The 17066-nt window shown below is 63.3% G+C and carries 15 protein-coding genes and 1 pseudogene; 8 read left to right on the top strand and 8 right to left on the bottom strand.

The window, feature by feature from the left end:
- Window positions 1-25 precede the first annotated feature (25 nt).
- From ACG873_RS09250 to ACG873_RS09230, 5 genes are all read right to left on the bottom strand, one after another.
- On the bottom strand, window positions 26-886 hold the full coding sequence (locus ACG873_RS09250; protein WP_394891445.1) for a carbohydrate ABC transporter permease: 861 nt from the start codon (window positions 884-886) through the stop codon (window positions 26-28).
- On the bottom strand, window positions 887-1858 hold the full coding sequence (locus ACG873_RS09245; RefSeq protein ID WP_394891444.1) for a carbohydrate ABC transporter permease: 972 nt from the start codon (window positions 1856-1858) through the stop codon (window positions 887-889). It abuts the gene before it with no gap.
- Between the two features lie 15 nt (window positions 1859-1873).
- Window positions 1874-3169 (bottom strand): ABC transporter substrate-binding protein, encoded by a 1296-nt coding sequence (locus tag ACG873_RS09240; RefSeq protein ID WP_394891443.1) that lies wholly within the window; start codon window positions 3167-3169, stop codon window positions 1874-1876.
- 176 nt (window positions 3170-3345) lie between these two features.
- On the bottom strand, window positions 3346-4356 hold the full coding sequence (gene mgrA / locus ACG873_RS09235; RefSeq protein ID WP_394891442.1) for an L-glyceraldehyde 3-phosphate reductase: 1011 nt from the start codon (window positions 4354-4356) through the stop codon (window positions 3346-3348).
- A gap of 15 nt (window positions 4357-4371) precedes the next feature.
- Entirely contained in the window at window positions 4372-5619 is a 1248-nt protein-coding gene (locus ACG873_RS09230; RefSeq protein WP_394891441.1) for a Gfo/Idh/MocA family protein, read from the bottom strand.
- A gap of 178 nt (window positions 5620-5797) precedes the next feature.
- On the opposite strand from ACG873_RS09230, the gene ACG873_RS09225 reads away from it, so the two are divergent.
- On the top strand, window positions 5798-6238 hold the full coding sequence (locus tag ACG873_RS09225) for a hypothetical protein (RefSeq protein WP_394891440.1): 441 nt from the start codon (window positions 5798-5800) through the stop codon (window positions 6236-6238).
- A 77-nt stretch (window positions 6239-6315) separates the two neighbouring features.
- On the opposite strand, the gene ACG873_RS09220 is transcribed toward ACG873_RS09225, so the two are convergent.
- The 3 genes and pseudogenes from ACG873_RS09220 to ACG873_RS09210 all read right to left on the bottom strand — a co-directional run bounded on the left by ACG873_RS09220 (window position 6316) and on the right by ACG873_RS09210 (window position 10017).
- The gene (locus ACG873_RS09220; protein ID WP_394891439.1) at window positions 6316-7344 is read right to left on the bottom strand and encodes a Gfo/Idh/MocA family protein; all 1029 of its coding nucleotides are present in this window, start codon (window positions 7342-7344) and stop codon (window positions 6316-6318) included.
- Between the two features lie 21 nt (window positions 7345-7365).
- The gene (gene uxuA / locus ACG873_RS09215; RefSeq protein WP_394891438.1) at window positions 7366-8544 is read right to left on the bottom strand and encodes a mannonate dehydratase; all 1179 of its coding nucleotides are present in this window, start codon (window positions 8542-8544) and stop codon (window positions 7366-7368) included.
- Window positions 8541-10017 (bottom strand): annotated as a pseudogene (locus tag ACG873_RS09210) (mannitol dehydrogenase family protein). The gene uxuA and the pseudogene ACG873_RS09210 overlap by 4 nt, the downstream one beginning before the upstream one ends.
- A 186-nt stretch (window positions 10018-10203) precedes the next feature.
- On the opposite strand from ACG873_RS09210, the gene uxaC reads away from it, so the two are divergent.
- From uxaC to kduD, 7 genes are all read left to right on the top strand, one after another.
- Window positions 10204-11613 carry a glucuronate isomerase gene (uxaC, locus tag ACG873_RS09205; RefSeq protein ID WP_394891437.1) on the top strand — a complete coding sequence of 470 codons (1410 nt, stop codon included), beginning with the start codon at window positions 10204-10206 and terminating at the stop codon, window positions 11611-11613.
- Window positions 11614-11643: 30 nt separating this feature from the next.
- Complete coding sequence (locus ACG873_RS09200; protein WP_394891436.1) at window positions 11644-12621, top strand: TRAP transporter substrate-binding protein; 978 nt, start codon at window positions 11644-11646, stop codon at window positions 12619-12621.
- A gap of 149 nt (window positions 12622-12770) precedes the next feature.
- Window positions 12771-13349, top strand: coding sequence for a TRAP transporter small permease (locus ACG873_RS09195; protein WP_394891435.1), 579 nt, complete (start codon window positions 12771-12773; stop codon window positions 13347-13349).
- A 4-nt stretch (window positions 13350-13353) separates the two neighbouring features.
- Complete coding sequence (locus tag ACG873_RS09190; RefSeq protein ID WP_394891434.1) at window positions 13354-14634, top strand: TRAP transporter large permease; 1281 nt, start codon at window positions 13354-13356, stop codon at window positions 14632-14634.
- 9 nt (window positions 14635-14643) lie between these two features.
- Window positions 14644-15420, top strand: coding sequence for a FadR/GntR family transcriptional regulator (locus ACG873_RS09185; RefSeq protein ID WP_394891433.1), 777 nt, complete (start codon window positions 14644-14646; stop codon window positions 15418-15420).
- Window positions 15421-15445: 25 nt separating this feature from the next.
- The gene (kduI, locus tag ACG873_RS09180; RefSeq protein ID WP_394891432.1) at window positions 15446-16297 is read left to right on the top strand and encodes a 5-dehydro-4-deoxy-D-glucuronate isomerase; all 852 of its coding nucleotides are present in this window, start codon (window positions 15446-15448) and stop codon (window positions 16295-16297) included.
- Window positions 16294-17058, top strand: a complete 765-nt coding sequence (gene kduD, locus ACG873_RS09175; protein ID WP_394891431.1) for a 2-dehydro-3-deoxy-D-gluconate 5-dehydrogenase KduD — start codon at window positions 16294-16296, stop codon at window positions 17056-17058. Before kduI ends, kduD begins: the two co-directional genes overlap by 4 nt.
- Window positions 17059-17066: the final 8 nt, after the last annotated feature.

Genomic DNA, 17066 nt, shown 5'->3' with positions numbered 1-17066 from the left:
AATCCTTCCATATTCAATAGCCGGCTCATCGTTTCAGCGCTCCCAACGCGACGCCCCGGATGATCAGGCGCTGGAAGACCAGAAAGACGATGAAGACCGGCAGCAGCGACAGCGTCGACATCGCGAACATCTCGCCATAAAGAGATTCGCCTCCGCTCGAGTCGATGAAGGCCCGCAGCGCCAGCGGCACCGTGTACTGCCGCATGTCATTCAGATAGATCAATGGCGCCAGGAAATCGTCATAGGTCCAGATGAAGGAGAAGATCGCGGCGGTGGCAAGCACCGGCGCGGAAAGCGGCAGCATGATGCGCCAGTAGATGCGCCACGGGCCGCAGCCGTCCATGATCGCCGCCTCGTCGATCTCGCGCGGGATGCCGCGGAAGAACTGCACCATCAGGAAGATGAAGAAGGCATCGACCGCGAGGAAGCGCGGCACGACGAGCGGCAGGTACGTGTTCACCCAGCCGAGGTTGAGGAACAGGATATATTGCGGCACCAGCGTCACGTGATAGGGCAGCATCAGCGTGCCCATCATCATGGCGAACCAGAACCGCTTGAAACGGAAGTTCAGCCGCGCGAACGCGTAGGCCGTCAGCGAGCAGGCCATGAGGTTGCCGATCACCGCGAGCGCCGAGATAAGGAACGAGTTCTTGTAGAAGGTCGTGAAGTCGACGCGTAGCGCATGCCAGCCGCTGGCATAGTTCGAAAAGTCCCAGACGGTCGGGATGAGGCTCGGCTGCGTGAAGATCAGGTTGTCCGGCTTGAAGGAGCTCGCCGCCATCCAGATCAGCGGATAGAGCATGCCGAAGGCCGCGAGAACCAGGATGACGTGGCGGCTGACCGATCGCCAGGCGGCGGATTTTCGCGATGTGCCGGGCATGGTCATCTAGCGGCCCTCGTCTTCGTAATAGACCCAGTAGCGCGACGTGAGGAAAGCGAGCGCCGTGAAGACGCCGATGATCACGAGCAGCAGCCAGGCGAGCGCCGAGGCGTAGCCCATGCGAAAATTCTCGAAAGCCTCGATATAGAGATAGAGCGAATAAAAGAGGGTGGAATCGACCGGGCCGCCCCTGCCTCCGGAGACGATGAACGCCTGTGTGAAGGCCTTGAACGCCTCGATCGTCTGGAAGACGAGATTGAAAAAGATGACCGGCGCGAGCAGCGGCAGCGTGATCCGGAAGAACTGGCGCGGCGGCCCGGCCCCATCCATTGAGGCGGCCTCGTAGAGGTCCTGGGGGATTTGGCGCAGGCCCGCGAGGAAGATGATCATCGGCGACCCGAACTGCCATACCGCAAGCGCGATCAGCGTCCACAGCGCGTAGTCGGGATGCGTGACCCATCCCGGCCCCTTGATGCCGAGGATCACGAAGAGCAGGTGGTTCACGAGCCCATCGGCGCCGAAAATCAGCCGCCAGAGAAGCGCGATGGCGACCGACGCACCGAGCAGCGACGGCAGATAGAAGGCGGCGCGGTAGAGGCCGACGCCGCGAACGCTGCGGTCGAGCGCCATGGCGAGTGCCAGCGCCACCGCGAGCTTCAGCGGCACGGCCCAGATTACATATTGAAACGTCACCCACAAAGCGTGACGCAGGCGCTCGTCCTGGAAGAAGGCGTATTCGTAGTTCTTGAGCCCCGCCCAGCGCGGCGGGGTGAGGAGATCGTAGTCGGTAAACGAGAGATAGAGAGAGGCGAGCGTCGGCCCGAGGGTGAGGCCGAAGAAGCCAATCAGCCAGGGCGTGAGGAACAGGTAGCCCGCGCCGTTGCGGCGCCAGGAGCGGGCCAGGCGCGCGGACAGGTTGGAGGCCGCCGCGACGCGACGGCCTTCCGCACCGATTTCGCCAGTGACGGTCGTGGCCATGCCGGGCCGATCCCGTCAGGCGCGTTCGAGCGCCACCTTCGCCTTCTCGTAATAGTCCTTCGCAGCCTGTTTCAGATCGACCTTCTTGAAGGCCACCGACTCCCAGGCCGGCTGCAGAGCACGGTCGAGCTCGCCGGCATTCTTCGGCGGCGGTGGCGGCAGGTCGCCGACATGCGTGCCTACCACGTCGAGATAGGCGACGATCTTCTGCTCGGTCGGCGACAGCTTGGGCACGATGCGCTCGCGGATGCTGGCGTCGCCCGTCACGCCGCGCTCGATAAGAAGAATGTCGGCAGCGCTCTCGTCGGTGATGAAGAAATTTATGAGCTTCGCCGACGCCTCCGGATCGGCCGCCGTGGCGGACATCGAGATGAGCATCGAGGGCTTGAGGTACTGGCCCGGCTTGCCGTCCTTCTGGTTGGGGATCATCGTGATGTCGAGATCGTCAGGGACGAGCTTCTGCACGGCCACGAGCTGGTTGGAGTGGATGAAGTCGAACACCGCGTGCCCGGTGACGAACATCGTGTCTTCCATCTTGCCGGAGGCGATGGCCTGCGACTGCAGGTCGGCCGGAGGCGTCAGCCCGTCCTCCTGCATCTGGAACCAGAAGGCGAAATAGTCGGTGAGATCCTCGAGCTCATAACCGAGCTTGCCGTCGGCGGTATACAGCGCCTTGCCGCGCTGACGCACCCATGTCTCCAGGCTAGGCTCGCGATAGGCCATGTTCTCCGAGAAGTAGAGCCCCTCCGGCAGCTTGCCCTTCACTTCCTTGCCCATCGCGACGTAATCGTCGATCGTCCACTTGGTGGCGTCGGGCACGGGCAGGCCAAGCTGCTCCAGTTGCGCCGGCTTGTAGACGTGCGTCATCGAGTTGGCGCCCATCGAGATGCCGTAGAGCTTATCATCCACCTTGCCCGATGCGAGCTGGTTCGGATCGAAGTCGGAAAGGTCGACGGACTTGCCGACGAACGGCGTCAAGTCGGCGAGTTGGCCGCGCCGCGCATATTCGAAGATATAGCGGTAGTCCATCTGGATCACGTCGGGTAGGTTCCGCCCGGCCGCCTGCGTGGCGAGCTTCGGCCAATAGTCGTTCCAGGCATATGTTTCCGGATCGATGGCTACGTCGGCATTCTGCTTCACGTAGAGGTCGATGACCTCGTTGGTGCGCCGGTCGCGGTCCGGGTTGCCCCACCAGATAAGGCGGAGCCGGGTTTCGGCCTGAGCCGGCGTCATCATTCCACCGAGAACTGCAAGCGATGCGCCAGCGGCCGTGAGGCGGCCGAAGTCCCGCCGAGAAATGCGGTTGTTCATGTGCTGCTCCTCCCTGAGCGTTCGGGCCGTCGCCCTTGGTCTTCACGGAAGCCGCGCCAGAAAGCGGAGCCTCCGCATACGGTCAATAGTAACTCAATGGTTACTTCGCTGCAACAACGACCGGGTCATTTGTCGTCCCCTTACATTTGGACCCGCAGGGCCGCATCGCGAGTTGATCAGGCGGCATTAAGAGCGCCGTCGACCGCATGCGGTTCGATCTCGGCGAGTTCCTCCTTGGTAAAAGAAAGGCTAGCGAGCGCTCCCACCGCATCGCGCACCTGTTCGGGGCGGCTTGCGCCGACAAGGGCGGAGGTCATTCTCGGGTCGCGAAGCACCCAGGCGAGCGCCATCTGCGCGAGCGTCTGGCCGCGGCGGCGGGCGACCGTCTGCAAAGCCCGCACACGGGCGACATTCGTTTCCGTTATCGACGCCGTCTTCAGAAAGCGCCCTCCGGCGGCGCGGCTGTCGGCCGGGATACCCTCGAGATAGCGGTCGGTCAGCATGCCTTGCGCGAGCGGCGAAAAGGCAATGCAGCCCATGCCCTCGGTCTCAAGCTGGTCGAGCAGGCCGTCATGCTCGGTCCAGCGGTTGAACATCGAATAGCTCGGCTGGTGGATGATTGCCGGCGTGCCGAGGCGGCGCAGGATCGCCGCGGCTTCCGCCGTCTGCGCGCTCGTATAGGCCGAGACGCCGACATAAAGCGCCTTGCCCTGACGCACGACGGCGTCGAGCGCGCCCATCGTCTCTTCGAGCGGTGTTTCGGGATCGAAACGGTGCGAATAGAAGATGTCGACGTAGTCGAGCCCCATCCGCTTCAGACTCTGGTCGAGACTGGCGACGAGATATTTGCGGCTGCCCCAATCGCCGTACGGCCCTTCCCACATCTGCCAGCCGGCCTTGGTCGACACAATCATCTCGTCGCGGTGGCGGCTGAAATCGGACTTCAGCACGCCACCGAAAAATTCCTCAGCCGAACCGGGCGGTGGGCCGTAATTGTTGGCGAGGTCAAAATGCGTGATGCCGAGATCGAAGGCCGTGAACAGGATTTTTCGTGAACGCTCGGCGGCGATGTCGTGGCCGAAATTGTGCCACAGCCCGAGCGAGATCGCCGGCAGCTTGAGCCCGCTGCGGCCGCAGCGGCGGTAAAGAGTTTTTTCGTAGCGATCGGCGGCCGGCGCATAACTCATCAAATTCTCCTGCAATCAAATTGATTTTGGCTCGTCCAGCATCGGCTTTACCTGCACAGGCTGGCCGATGCGGGCGCTCTCGACGGCGGCAACGCCGGTGAGGACGGAAATCGCGCCGGCGCGGGCGCCCGCCCGCTGCCCAAGCGGATCGGTCGCGCCGGGCGCAAACAGCATATTTTGCAGCGCGAGGTCGCCGCCGAAATGCCCGCCTGGCTGATGGGGGATATGAATGCGCTCCGCCGCTCCGAAATTGCGCATCACAAGAATCTCGTCCTCGTCCGGCATCTCCCATGCCTGGCGCTCGTACTGGCGGATTTCTATACGGCCTTTCGTGCCGTTGAAGGCGAGGTGATGGCCTTCGATCGGCATGAAGGTGTTGAGCGAATAGGAAACCTGGACGCCGTTTTCATAGAGGATCGCCGCGCTCATGGTGTCGAAGATGTCGATCTCCTCTCGAAACACGCAGGCGTCGCGAAAATAGCCGTCCTCGCGCGACGGTTCTTCGTAGAGCATGTCGAGCCAGGGATCGCGGCCGATGTCGATGTGAAAGTCGCAGACCGAAGCGTGCGGGCAGATCTTGCAGCGCGGGCCGCGGAACTGGCCGGCGCGCCCGTAGCGGCGGAGCGCCCCGCGGGCAAAGACCTCCTGCGGGTCGGACGCCAAATACCAGTTCAGCAGGTCGAAATGGTGCGTGGCCTTGTGAACGAACAGGCTGCCGGAATGGGCGAGGAAGGCGTGCCAGCGGCGGAAATAATCGGCGCCGTGCTGGACATCGAGATACCAGTGGAAATCGACCGAGACGATTTCGCCGATGGCGCCGGACAGCAGCACTTTCTTGATGGCCTTCGCCGTCGGCGAGAAGCGGTAGTTGAAACCCACGTCGACGCGCCGCCCGGTACGGCGCTCCGCTTCCAGGATGCGCCGGCACATCTCCGCCGTCGTGGTCATGGGCTTTTCAGTCAGTACGTCCACGCCCGCTTCGAGCGCCGCCACGATCATTTCGGCATGCGTGTCGTCGCGGGTGCAGACGATCAGCATGTCCGGTTTGGTCGCCGAAAGCATGGCGTGAGGGTCGGCGAAGATCGGCACTGCCGTGCCGATCGCCGCGCGGGCGCGCTCCAGCCGCATGGAATTCCGGTCGGAAAGCCCGACGAACTCAACCCATTGGCCGCAATTGGCGAGCAGTTCCCTGCCCCACGTGCCGGCGCCGCGGTGGCCGGTGCCGACCAAGGCGACGCGCCGTTTTCGCGCGTGTTCATTCATCTGATCGTATTGCCTCCATCGCTCCGCTTCGCATCGACCGCGGGAGTACCAGAGTTGTTTGGAATGCGCCGTCGGTCAATGGCAGACGATCGGCGGATTGAGATTGACAGCATTCGGCCGGTGGGCTTGACTGTCGTTTCGGCCTTTCCACGGGATGCCTGAGCCTTTGGGGGATGCGATGGTTCATGTACTCGCGCCGAGACCGCCCGTTTCCGGCGTTCCGGTCTTCTACAACGTGGATACCTCGGTTGGCCGCAACGGCCAAAACAGTTCCGTCGACGACATTCTGCTCGTCCAGTTCTTTCTTTCGCTCATCGGAAAAACCCCTTCGCCCGGATCCAACCTCGGCCCGCTTGCCGACGTTCCCGTCACCGGGAGAATGAATCCGGAAACGATCAGGGGGATCGAGCTTGTCCAGACCGCAAATCGCTCCACCGTCGACGGCCGGGTCAGCATCGCGCGCGGATACAGGTTCGGAGCGAACTTCTACACCGTCGTGAGCCTGAATTTTAACATCAAGGAACGCTTCAGGTCGCAATGGCCGAATGTCGAAGAGATGCCCGGCTGCCCGGCCCTGCTCAACCTCGCCTGCAGACGCGCCCTGGGGGGCACGCAGTAAACTTTCGAACGGCATAAGGCCGCGACGCGATCCCCGACGTGACTTGCCGAATTGCTGCAGCCTTTCAGCCGCTTGGTTCACTCCGCCACGGCCTCCGCCCTGCCGCTCTTGGCCGAGCGCAGCAGCGCCTCGATCAGCCAATGCACTTTCAACGCCTCGCGACCGCTAATCTTGGGCTCGCGCCCGCCTTCTACAGCATCGAGGAAATCCGTCAGAACGGAGCGATGGTCTTCGTGCGAAAACGCCATCGGGTCGGCGCCGGCACCGCCGGGGCCCGCTTCCGCACCGATAGCCAAGGCCGTGCCGTCGTGGAATGCAACCTTCAGCGCCGTTCCCTCGATCATCGCCGTGCCCTTCGTGCCGATGATGTCGATCCGGTCCGGAAAACCCGGATAGGCGCAGGTGGTCGCGCTGACGGTACCGATCGCGCCATTGGCGTAGCGCAGGCCACCGGCGACGATGTCCTCCGTCTCCATCCGGTGGACAGCGCTGGTCGCTGCGAACGCGCAGACCGCTTTCGGCAGGCCGGCAAGCGAGATCAGGAGGTCGAGCGTGTGAATTGCCTGCGTAAGCAGCACGCCGCCACCATCGCGCGCTCTCGTGCCGCGGCCGGGCTGGTCGTAATAGCTCTGCGGCCGCCAATTGTAGGTCCGCGCCGACGCGCCAACGATGTCGCCGAACCGGCCCTCGGCGAGGAGCTTTGCCAGTGCGGCGCTCGCCGATTTGAAGCGGTGCTGCAACACGACGCCGAGCGTCACCCCTGCCCTTTCGGCGGCGGCGACCAGTTCCTCGGCTCGTTCGATGCCTATCTCGATCGGCTTTTCAAGCAATATGTGCTTGCCGGCATTGGCTGCCCGCCGCACCAGATCGAGATGGGTGCTGGGCGGCGTGAGCAACATTACCGCGCCGACGGTTTTGTCGGCAAAGATGGCGTCGAGATCGCCGGAAACCGGAAAGCCGAACTGTTGGGCAAAGGCAGCGCGGCGCGCCTCCGTCAGGCTGTAGGCATAGGCGACCTCGACACGCCCGGCGAGATCGGCGAGGCTTTTGGCATGCGGCGCCGACGCCATGCCGAGCCCGATGACGGCTATGCGCGTTTTCGCCATCCGCTGTTCCTCCTGCTTCGGCTAGCCCCCGAAAGCCTCTATGGTACGCATCACGCCGCGCAGTTCGGCAAGCCCCTTCAGCCGGCCTATGCAGGAATAGCCGGGGTTCACCTTCTTGCCGATGTCATCGACGATCGCGTGCCCATGGTCCGGGCGCATCGGCATCTCCCAGTCGGCGCGACCCTCCGCCTTGCGGCGGCGCTCCTCGGCCATCAGCGCCTGGACCACGGCGATCATGTCGGTGTCGCCCTCCAGATGCTCGGCCTCGTGGAAGGAGCCGCCGGGCTCGTGCTTGACATTACGCAGATGGGCGAAATGGATGTTGGGTGCGAACTCTTTCGCCATTGCGACCAGATCGTTTTGCCGCCCCGCGCCATAGGAGCCGGTGCAAAGCGTCAGCCCGTTGGACGGCGACGGACAGCCGGCGAGGATCGCCCGTGCATCTTCAGCGCTCGACACCACGCGCGGCAGGCCGAAGATCGGGAACGGCGGATCGTCCGGATGGATCGCCAGCCTGACGCCTGCCTCCTCGGCAGTCGGGACGATCTCGCGCAGGAATGAGATGAGATTATCGCGGAAATTTTCGCGCGAAAGCTCGTCGTAGACGGCGAGCGCGCGGCGGAAACTGTCGCGGTCGTAGATGAATTCACGCGCCGGCACCCAGCCGATCAGGTTCTTTTCCAGTCGCGCGAGATCGCTTTCACTCATCTTGGAAAGATGCGCACGGGCTGCCTCGATGCGCTCGGCCGGATGTTCGGCTTCGGCGCCGGGGCGCTTCAGGACAAGCACGTCATACGCACAAAACTCGACCATGTCGAAGCGCAAGGCCGTGCCGCCATGCGGCATCGGATAGTCGAGATCCGTGCGCGTCCAGTCGGTGATCGCCATAAAATTGTAGCAGACGGTCTCAATGCCGGCGGCGGCCACCGCGCGGATCGAAGCCTTGTAGTTCTCGATCAGCTCGCGATAGCGGCCGGTGCGGGTCTTGATGTCCTCGTGGACAACGATGCTTTCGACCACGTCGAAGGTCAGTCCGCCGGCCTCGATCTCGGCTTTGCGCTTAAAAAACTCATCCTGCGGCCAGGCGCGGCCGTCATTCAGGTGGTGAAGCGCGCTGACCACGCCGACTGCGCCGGCCTGGCGGATGTGGGAGAGCTTTACGGGATCGTCGGGGCCGAACCAGCGCCAGGTCTGTCTCAAGATCGAACTCCATCAAGTGAGGCCATCGCGGCCGTAGGGCCCTTGCTGCGCAGGGCTTCGAGATGCGCCGCGGTGATTTCCGCCAGCCGCCCGCGATGCGCCGAACCCTTGGCGAAGCCGGCAAGATCGAACACCGCGTCTACGGTGTCGCGCGCTGACAATTTGCGTGAGAAAATCGCAGCAAGCCCTTCATCCAGCGGGTCGGTGAAGTGGCCGGCGGGAAGCGCATTTCCCCTCGCCTCGGCAGCGGCGATCCATGCTGCGACGGCCAGCATCAGATGATTGGCAGGTGCGTCGGCAGCAACGCGCTCCAGCGCCGAGGCGATAATGCGCTGTGGCAGTTTTTGGCTGCCGTCGTTGGCGATCTGCGCTGTGCGGTGCGCAAGCGCCGTATTGGCGAAACGGTCCGCCAGTTCTCCGATATAGGCCTGAGGGTCGAGCCCGCCGCCTTCGGGTAGCGTCGGGATCGCCTCCGCCCACAGGCCATCGACGAATTTGCGAATTGCCGGGTCCGAAAAAGCCGCTGCCACCGTCTCGTGGCCACTCAGGAGGCCGAGATAGGCGATAGACGAATGCGAGCCGTTGAGGAGCCTGAGCTTCATGTCCTCGAACGGCGTCACGTCGCGCACCATGGTGACGCCAAATTTTTCCCATGCCGGCCGGCCGGCGGGAAAATTATCTTCCACGACCCATTGGCAGAATGGCTCCGTCATCACCGGCCAGGCGTCGGCGACGCCGAGTTCGGCGGCGACGCGGGCGCGGTCGGCGTCGGTGGTCGCCGGCACGATGCGGTCGACCATGCTTGAAGGAAACGCCACCTCGTCGCGAATGAAGCGCGCCATGTCGGCGTCGCGCAGTTGGGCGAACTGAACGAGCAGCCGGCGCAGCGTCGCGCCGTTGGCGGGAAGGTTGTCGCAGCACAGCACGGTGAACGGCGGCGTTCCGGCAGCGCGGCGGCGAACTAGCGCTTCGAGCAGGAAGCCATGTGCGGTTCTGGGCGTGCCGGGATTGACGAGATCGGCGACGATGTCCGGATGCGAAGCATCGAGATCGCCTGCGGCATTGCGCAGGTATGCCTTTTTCGGTGACGGTCAGCGTGATGATGCGGGTTCGCGGATCGGCCATGGCATCGAGCAGCGCCGCCGGATTTTCCGGGGCGACCAACAGCGACAGGATAGCGCTGACGACGCGCAGGCTCTCCGTCTCGCCGCTGCGCACAGCAAGCGTATAGAGGCCATCTTGAGGCTCGAGCGCATCGCGCGTATCGCCGCTGCGCAGCGAAGCGCCGACAATGCCCCAGCCTGTTTCGCCGTTACCGAGACAGTCGTCGACATAGGCGGCCTGGTGCGCGCGGTGGAAGGCGCCAACACCGAGATGCACGATCCCCGGAGTGATCTGGGCACGGTCGTAAGAGGATTTGAGGATAGTTGTGGGCAGCCGGTTCAGCGATCGCCCGGACAGGCGTTCAGCCATCCCGCCACCTTCCGCAATTGGCGCACGAATTGCCATGCCTGCCCCTCCCGAAGCTCGAAATCGGCTCCGGGATTACACAAGCGCCGGTGCAAAGTCATCATACAAAAGTATATTTTTTGTATGTTGACATGACACCGCTTGATCCATACCAGATTTCGGATGGTCAGGGAGGGCCTTCCAGAAAACATGAGCGCGTTGATCGATCCGGACCTGCTGTTTCCCGTCGAGGCGGGCGCGCGCCTGATCGCCCGGCAATTATACGCCGGCGTCGCCAAGCTGCCTATCGTCAGCCCACACGGCCACACCGATCCACGCTGGTTTGCCGAGAACGCCAACTTTTCCGACCCGGCGCAGTTGCTCATCGTTCCCGATCATTATGTCTTCCGTATGCTGTTCAGCCAGGGCATTCGGCTGGAGGAACTCGGCGTGCCGACCTCCGACGGCAGCCCGGTCGAAACCGACGGCCGGAAAATCTGGCGGCGCTTCGCCGAGAATTTTTTCCTTTTCCGCGGCACTCCCACCCGGCTGTGGTTCGACTACGTTCTTTCGGATGTGTTCGGCATCGCCGAACCGCTGAGCGCCAGGACTGCCGACGCGCATTACGACCGCATCGCAGAACTGCTTGCCCGCGACGAATTCCGCCCGCGCTCGCTGTTCGAGCGCTTCAATATAGAGGTGATCGCCACCACCGAGGGTGCGCTCGACGATCTTCGCTGGCACCGGATGATCCGCGAAAGCGGCTGGGCCGGACGCGTCGTCACCGCCTACCGGCCGGACTCGATAGTCGATCCCGATTTCGAAGGTTTTTCCGCCAATCTCGACCAGCTTGGCGAGATCACGGACTGCGATACCGGCACATGGCAGGGCTATCTCGATGCCCATCGCGCGCGTCGCGCCTATTTCAAGAGTTTCGGCGCGACCTCGTCCGACCACGGCCACCCGACCGCCGAAACCGCCAATCTATCCGACGCCGCCGGCGAGGAACTGTTCAACCGCATTCGCCGCGGTTCCACCGACGAGCGCGAGCACCGGCTCTTCCGCGCGCAGATGCTGACCGAAATGGCCAAGATGAGCCTGGATGACGGCCTTGTGCTGCAGATCCATCCCGGTTCCTGGCGCAACCACTCGCCTTCGATCTACGAGAAATTCGGGCGCGACAAGGGTTTCGACATACCGACCCGGACCGATTATGTCGGCGCGCTGAAGCCGCTTCTCGACTGTGTCGGCACCGAACCTGATCTCACTGTCATCGTCTTTACGCTGGACGAAACCAGCTATGCGCGGGAACTGGCGCCGCTGGCGGGCGTATATCCGGCGCTTAAGCTCGGCCCCGCCTGGTGGTTCCACGACAGTCCCGAGGGCATGCGCCGCTTCCGCGAGATGACGACCGAGACCGCCGGCTTTTACAACACCGTCGGGTTCAACGACGACACCAGGGCATTTCCATCCATACCGGCACGCCACGACATTGCGCGCCGGGTCGATTGCGCATTTCTCGCACGTCTCGTGGCCGAGCATCGCCTGGCCGAAAGCGAGGCGCACGAGCTTGCGCAGGAACTGGCCTACGGGCTCGCAAAGCGCGCCTACAGGCTCTAGCCGAAGCAACACATCCAAGGGAGGAACTTCATGTTGCATTTCACCAAATTCGCGGCCGCGACCGTCGCTGCCGCTGCGCTGATGATCGGAGTGGCGAACGCCCAGACGGTCCTGAAATCGTCCGACACGCATCCGGACGGCTATCCGACGGTCGAGGGCGTCGAGTATTTCGGCGAACTGGTCAAGGAGCGCACCCAGGGGCGTTACGCTGTCGAGGTGTACCACTCCGCGCAGCTCGGCGAGGAAAAGGACACGATCGAGCAGGTCCGCTCCGGCGTCATCGAACTCAACCGCATCTCCATGGCGCCGTTCAACGGCACGGTAAAGGAGACGATCGTCCCCGCTCTGCCATACATCTTCCGTTCCGAGGACCATATGCACAAGGTCATGGACGGGCCTATCGGCGACCAGATCAAAGCAGCCTTCGAGCCGGCCGGCCTTGTGGTTCTCGCCTTCTATGACGCCGGCGCGCGGTCCTTCTACAACAAGACCAAGCCGATCAACTCGGTTGAGGACATGAAAGGCCTGAAATTCCGCGTCATCCAGTCCGACATCTTCGTCGACATGGTCGCGGCCCTCGGCGCCAACGCCACGCCGATGCCTTATGGCGAAGTCTACTCGGCCATCGAAACCGGCGTCATCGACGGCGCGGAAAACAATTTCCCGAGCTACGACACCGCCAAGCATGCCGAGGTGGCGAAGAACTATTCACTCGACGAGCACACTATCCTTCCCGAGGTGTTCGTGATGAACAAGGCCGCGTTCGACAAGCTGACGCCGGAGGATCAGGAGATCTTCAAGCAGGCAGCCAAGGATAGCGTCGCCAAGCAACGCGAGCTTTGGGCCGCCAAGGTTGCTGAATCACGCGCCAACGTCGAGAAGCTCGGCGCGCAGCTCACGACGCCGGACAAGCAGGGCTTCATCGATGCCATGGCCCCGGTTTATGAGAAGCATGTCACCGACGATGTGCTGAAGAAGATGGTCGAGGACGTGAAGGCGGTGCAGTAGCCGCAGCTTATCCTCCCCTTGTGGGAGGGGCGAAGGTAATCATCGGGGTGGTGGCGGATATTGGCCGCCACCCCGGTTCATCCAGCTCTTCGCTCAATCACCGACCCTCCCGATAAGGGAGGGTGAACGCCAATTCGACGAGGCCCCTTATGTCGAATAGCCTGACACCCGCCGTCAATTTCCTGGCCCGCCTCAGCAACGCCGCCCTGTGGCTCGCCGGCGCCGGCCTGGTGCTGATGACGACCTTCGTCGCCTGGCAGGTATTCTGCCGCTATGTGCTGAACGACTCGCCGAGCTGGACGGAGCCGGGCTCGGTCATGCTGATGAGCTGGTTCATCTTCCTCGGCGCCGCTGTCGGCATCCGGGAGAACAACCACCTCGGTTTCGATGTGCTGCTCTACGTGCTGCCGAAATCCGGAAAGCGCGTCCTGCGCATGATCTCGGACGTGGTCATTCTCGCCTTCGGGGCCGGCATGATCTGGTACGGCGGCGCGCTCATGAGCCTGACCTGGAACACCACCTTGCCGTCGCTGGGCATTTCCGGCGCGTTCGACTATCTGCCGCTCGCCGGCGGCGGCGTGCTTGCCGTGATCTTCACGCTGGAGCGCATCGTGCTGCGCCTCGCCGGCGAACCTATCGACGATGCGCTGGATGAGATTTTGCCGGCCGAGATCGCCGTCGAGATCGAGAACATCAATGCCGACCCGAACGTCAAATTGAAAGTATAGCGCGATGGAACTCTGGATCCTGTTCGGTGTCTTCACCGCTTTGATGCTGATCGGCACGCCGATCGCCTTTTGCCTCGGCGTCGCCAGCTTCGCGACGGTACTCTATATGGGCCTGCCGCCGCTGGTCGTCTTCCAGCGGCTGAATTCCGGCATGAGCGTGTTTTCGCTGCTTGCCATCCCTTTCTTCATCTACGCCGGCGATCTGATGGTGCGCGGCGGCATCGCCAGCCGCATTGTCGCCTTTGCCGCATCGTTGGTAGGCCACGTGCGTGGCGGCCTCGGCCAGGTCAACATCGTCACCGCGACGCTGTTCGGCGGCATTTCCGGCTCGGCAGTGGCGGAAGCCGCGGCCGTCGGCGGCCTGATGATCCCGCAAATGAAGCAGCGCGGCTACGGCGCGGATTATGCTGTCAACGTCACCTCAATGGCGGCGCTGATCGCGCTGCTTTTGCCGCCATCGCACAACATGATCATCTATTCGATTTCCGCCGGCGGCAAAATCTCCATCGCCGACCTGTTCACCGCCGGCATATTGCCCGGCCTCTTGCTCGCGATTGCTCTGATGGTGACCGCTTATATCGTCGCGCGCTCTCGGGGTTATCCGGTAGAACCGTTCCCCGGCTTTGCCATGGTGGCGCATCTGCTCGCTGTCGCGCTGCCCGGGCTTCTGCTGATCGCCATCATCTTCGGCGGGGTGAGGTCCGGCATCTTCACGGCGACGGAAAGCTCATGCATCGCCGTGCTTTACGCGTTGCTGATAACCTTTTTCGTTTACCGGCAGATGAGTTGGAACGATTTCGTTCATGCCACGCAGGGCGCGGTGCGTACGACTGCGATGGTGCTTTTGATCATCGGCACCGCCGCCGCCTTCTCCTGGCTCATGGCTTTCCTCAAGGTGCCGGCCTCGCTGGTAGCCTGGATGAAGGCCGTCGCCGACGACCCGCTGACGGTGCTGCTCCTGCTCAACGTCCTGATGCTTGTGCTTGGCACATTCATGGATATGGGACCGACCATCATCATCTGCACGCCGATCTTCCTGCCGGTGGCGCAGGCCTACGGCATCGATCCGGTGCATTTCGGCGTGATCATGATCCTGAATTTCGGCATCGGGCTGAACACGCCGCCGGTCGGCGCCGTCCAGTTCGTGGCCTGTGCTGTCGGCAAAATCTCGGTGTGGGAAGCCATGCGCTCGATCTGGCCGTTCTATGGCGCGGGGCTCGTGGTGCTCGGACTGGTAACCTACATCCCGGCAATTTCGCTGTGGCTGCCGGGCGTGTTCAAATAGGAGAGCGACATGGCGTCCGAAACAGCTGTCGATCTGAGGATCGAGCGCAGGCCGAAGCTGTCCGAAAGCGTGGTTTCGGCCATCCGCGGGCAGGTTCTGTCCGGGGAATTCGCGCCCGGCCAGAAGCTGCCGACCGAGAGCCAGTTGACCGAAACCTTCGGCGTCAGCCGCACCGTTATCCGCGAAGCGATCGCAACGCTCGCGGCCGACGGGCTGGTCGAGGCGAGGCAGGGCGCCGGCGTCTTCGTCATCAATCATCCGGCGCAGGCGTTTGCCGCTATAAGCCATGAACTCGGCAACAAGATCTCGCATGCGCTGAACGTGCTGGAAGTACGCATGGGCATCGAGATCGAAAGCGCGGGCCTTGCCGCGACCCGCCGCAACAGCGCGCAGGAGGCGCGCATCCAGGAGGCGTTCTTCGAGTTCGAGCGGCTGCTTGATTCGAGGCAGGCGACCGGCAAGGTCGACTTCGCCTTCCACCGCGCCATCGCCGCGGCCACCAACAATCCGTTCTACGTCGAGGTTCTGGACGCGCTCGGCAGCCGGACCATTCCCTGCGACGTGGCGTCGCCCTGGGGGACCGAGAGCGTTCTCACCCATGAATACCAGGTTGGCCTGCAGCGCGAGCATCTTGCCATTCTGAACGCCATATCCGCGAGCGATCCGGATTCCGCCCGCGCGGCCATGCGCGCTCACCTCTCGGCCAGCCAGGAGCGCTACCGCGCCCGGCTCAACGGCCAGCAGGCCGAATACATGCTGGGCATCGGCAAGCCCCGTTCCTCCTGAGCATCCTCCCCCAGAAAGCAGTTTCATGACTCAAAACCATATCGACTACGCATCCCGCTTCGCCATCGATCCCGCCGCGGCTGCCGCGATGGGCACCGATGAGCTCAGGCACAATTTCCACATTGAAGGCCTTTTCCAGGGCGGCCGCATTTCGCTCACCTACACGCATTACGACCGGATGATCGTCGGCGGCGCTATGCCTGTCGGCGAACCGCTGGCGCTGGAGGCGATCAAGCCGACCGGCACGAAGAATTTTCTCGACCGGCGCGAACTCATCGCCGTCAATGTCGGCGGCGCAGGCACGGTCGAGGCGGGCGGGCAATCCTATGCGGTCGGCCCTCGCGACATGATCTATGTCGGCATGGGCGTGGAATCGGTTTCCTTCGCCTCGGCCGACGCTTCGGCCCCGGCCAAATTTTATCTCTTGAGCGCGCCCGCCCACCAGTCTCACCCGACGACGCACATAAAGATCGGCGACGCCAAGCGGCTCGACCTCGGCAGCCAGGCGACCTCCAACGAGCGGTCGATCTTCCAGTTCATCCATCCGGAAGGCGCAAAGACCTGCCAGCTCGTCGTCGGCATGACGCAGCTCGCTCCGGGGTCGGTGTGGAACACCATGCCCTGCCACATCCATGACCGGCGCTCGGAAGCCTATCTCTATTTCGACCTGCCCGAGGCGGCGCGGGTGTTCCATTTCATGGGCGAACCGGACGAGACGCGCCATCTCGTCATCAAGAACGAGGAAGCGATCCTGTCGCCCGGCTGGTCGATCCATTCGGGCGCCGGCACGTCCAACTATGCCTTCATCTGGGCAATGGCCGGCGACAATGTCGACTACACCGACGTCGACCCAGTCGCGATCGGTGACTTGCGATGAGTGATCTTTCCGCCTTCAGCCTCGCCGGCAAGCGCATCGTCGTCACCGGCGCCAACACCGGCATCGGCCAGGGAATCGCAATTTCGATCGCCAAGGCCGGCGGCGAAGTCATAGGCGTCGGTCGCTCGTCCATGGACGAGACGGCGCGATTGGTCTCGGCGGCCGGCGCAAAGTTCGTGGAGATCGGCTGCGACCTCGGCGACCATGAAGCGGCGCAGGCGATGCTCGATCAAGCCTGGGAATCGCACGGGCCGATCGACGGGCTGGTCAACAATGCCGGCATCATCCGGCGCGCCGACGCGGTCGACTTCACCGAAGCCGACTGGGACGACGTCATGGACGTCAATCTGAAGTCGCTGTTCTTCCTCTGCCAGTCGTTCGGCCGCCGCGTTATGGCCGAGCAGCGCCAGGGCCGCATCGTCAATGTCGCCTCGGTGCTTTCCTTCCAGGGCGGCATCCGGGTCGCGTCCTACACCGCCTCGAAGCACGGCGCGCTCGGTATCACGCGGCTGCTCGCCTGCGAATGGGCGCAGAAGGGCGTCAACGTCAACGCCATCGCGCCGGGCTACATCGAGACCAACAACACCGCCGCCCTGCGCGCCGATCCGGATCGCAGCACCTCGATCCTGGCACGGATTCCGGCCGGCCGCTGGGGTGTTCCCGCCGACATAGGCGACGCCGCGGTCTTTCTTCTGGCGCCGGCTTCCAACTACATGCATGGCGCAGTCATCCCCGTCGACGGCGGTTGGCTGGCGAGATAGGAGCTTGC

It is taken from the genome of Allomesorhizobium aridi (assembly GCF_043769475.1).
In the GTDB taxonomy this organism is placed as follows: Bacteria; Pseudomonadota; Alphaproteobacteria; order Rhizobiales; family Rhizobiaceae; genus Allomesorhizobium.
Note: the sequence above shows the minus strand (reverse complement) of the source record. Positions and strands in the feature narration are given on the sequence as shown.

Excerpts from the sequence above, each read along its gene's own strand:
- ACG873_RS09225 (WP_394891440.1), top strand. The coding sequence starts at position 5,798 with ATGGTTCATGTACTCGCGCCGAGACCGCCCGTTTCCGGCGTTCCGGTC.
- uxaC (WP_394891437.1), top strand. The coding sequence starts at position 10,204 with ATGAGCGCGTTGATCGATCCGGACCTGCTGTTTCCCGTCGAGGCGGGC.
- ACG873_RS09185 (WP_394891433.1), top strand. The coding sequence starts at position 14,644 with ATGGCGTCCGAAACAGCTGTCGATCTGAGGATCGAGCGCAGGCCGAAG.
- kduI (WP_394891432.1), top strand. The coding sequence starts at position 15,446 with ATGACTCAAAACCATATCGACTACGCATCCCGCTTCGCCATCGATCCC.
- mgrA (WP_394891442.1), bottom strand. The coding sequence starts at position 4,356 with ATGAGTTATGCGCCGGCCGCCGATCGCTACGAAAAAACTCTTTACCGC.
- kduD (WP_394891431.1), top strand. The coding sequence starts at position 16,294 with ATGAGTGATCTTTCCGCCTTCAGCCTCGCCGGCAAGCGCATCGTCGTC.
- ACG873_RS09250 (WP_394891445.1), bottom strand. The coding sequence starts at position 886 with ATGACCATGCCCGGCACATCGCGAAAATCCGCCGCCTGGCGATCGGTC.
- ACG873_RS09200 (WP_394891436.1), top strand. The coding sequence starts at position 11,644 with ATGTTGCATTTCACCAAATTCGCGGCCGCGACCGTCGCTGCCGCTGCG.
- ACG873_RS09195 (WP_394891435.1), top strand. The coding sequence starts at position 12,771 with ATGTCGAATAGCCTGACACCCGCCGTCAATTTCCTGGCCCGCCTCAGC.
- ACG873_RS09240 (WP_394891443.1), bottom strand. The coding sequence starts at position 3,169 with ATGAACAACCGCATTTCTCGGCGGGACTTCGGCCGCCTCACGGCCGCT.
- ACG873_RS09245 (WP_394891444.1), bottom strand. The coding sequence starts at position 1,858 with ATGGCCACGACCGTCACTGGCGAAATCGGTGCGGAAGGCCGTCGCGTC.
- ACG873_RS09230 (WP_394891441.1), bottom strand. The coding sequence starts at position 5,619 with ATGAATGAACACGCGCGAAAACGGCGCGTCGCCTTGGTCGGCACCGGC.
- ACG873_RS09190 (WP_394891434.1), top strand. The coding sequence starts at position 13,354 with ATGGAACTCTGGATCCTGTTCGGTGTCTTCACCGCTTTGATGCTGATC.
- ACG873_RS09220 (WP_394891439.1), bottom strand. The coding sequence starts at position 7,344 with ATGGCGAAAACGCGCATAGCCGTCATCGGGCTCGGCATGGCGTCGGCG.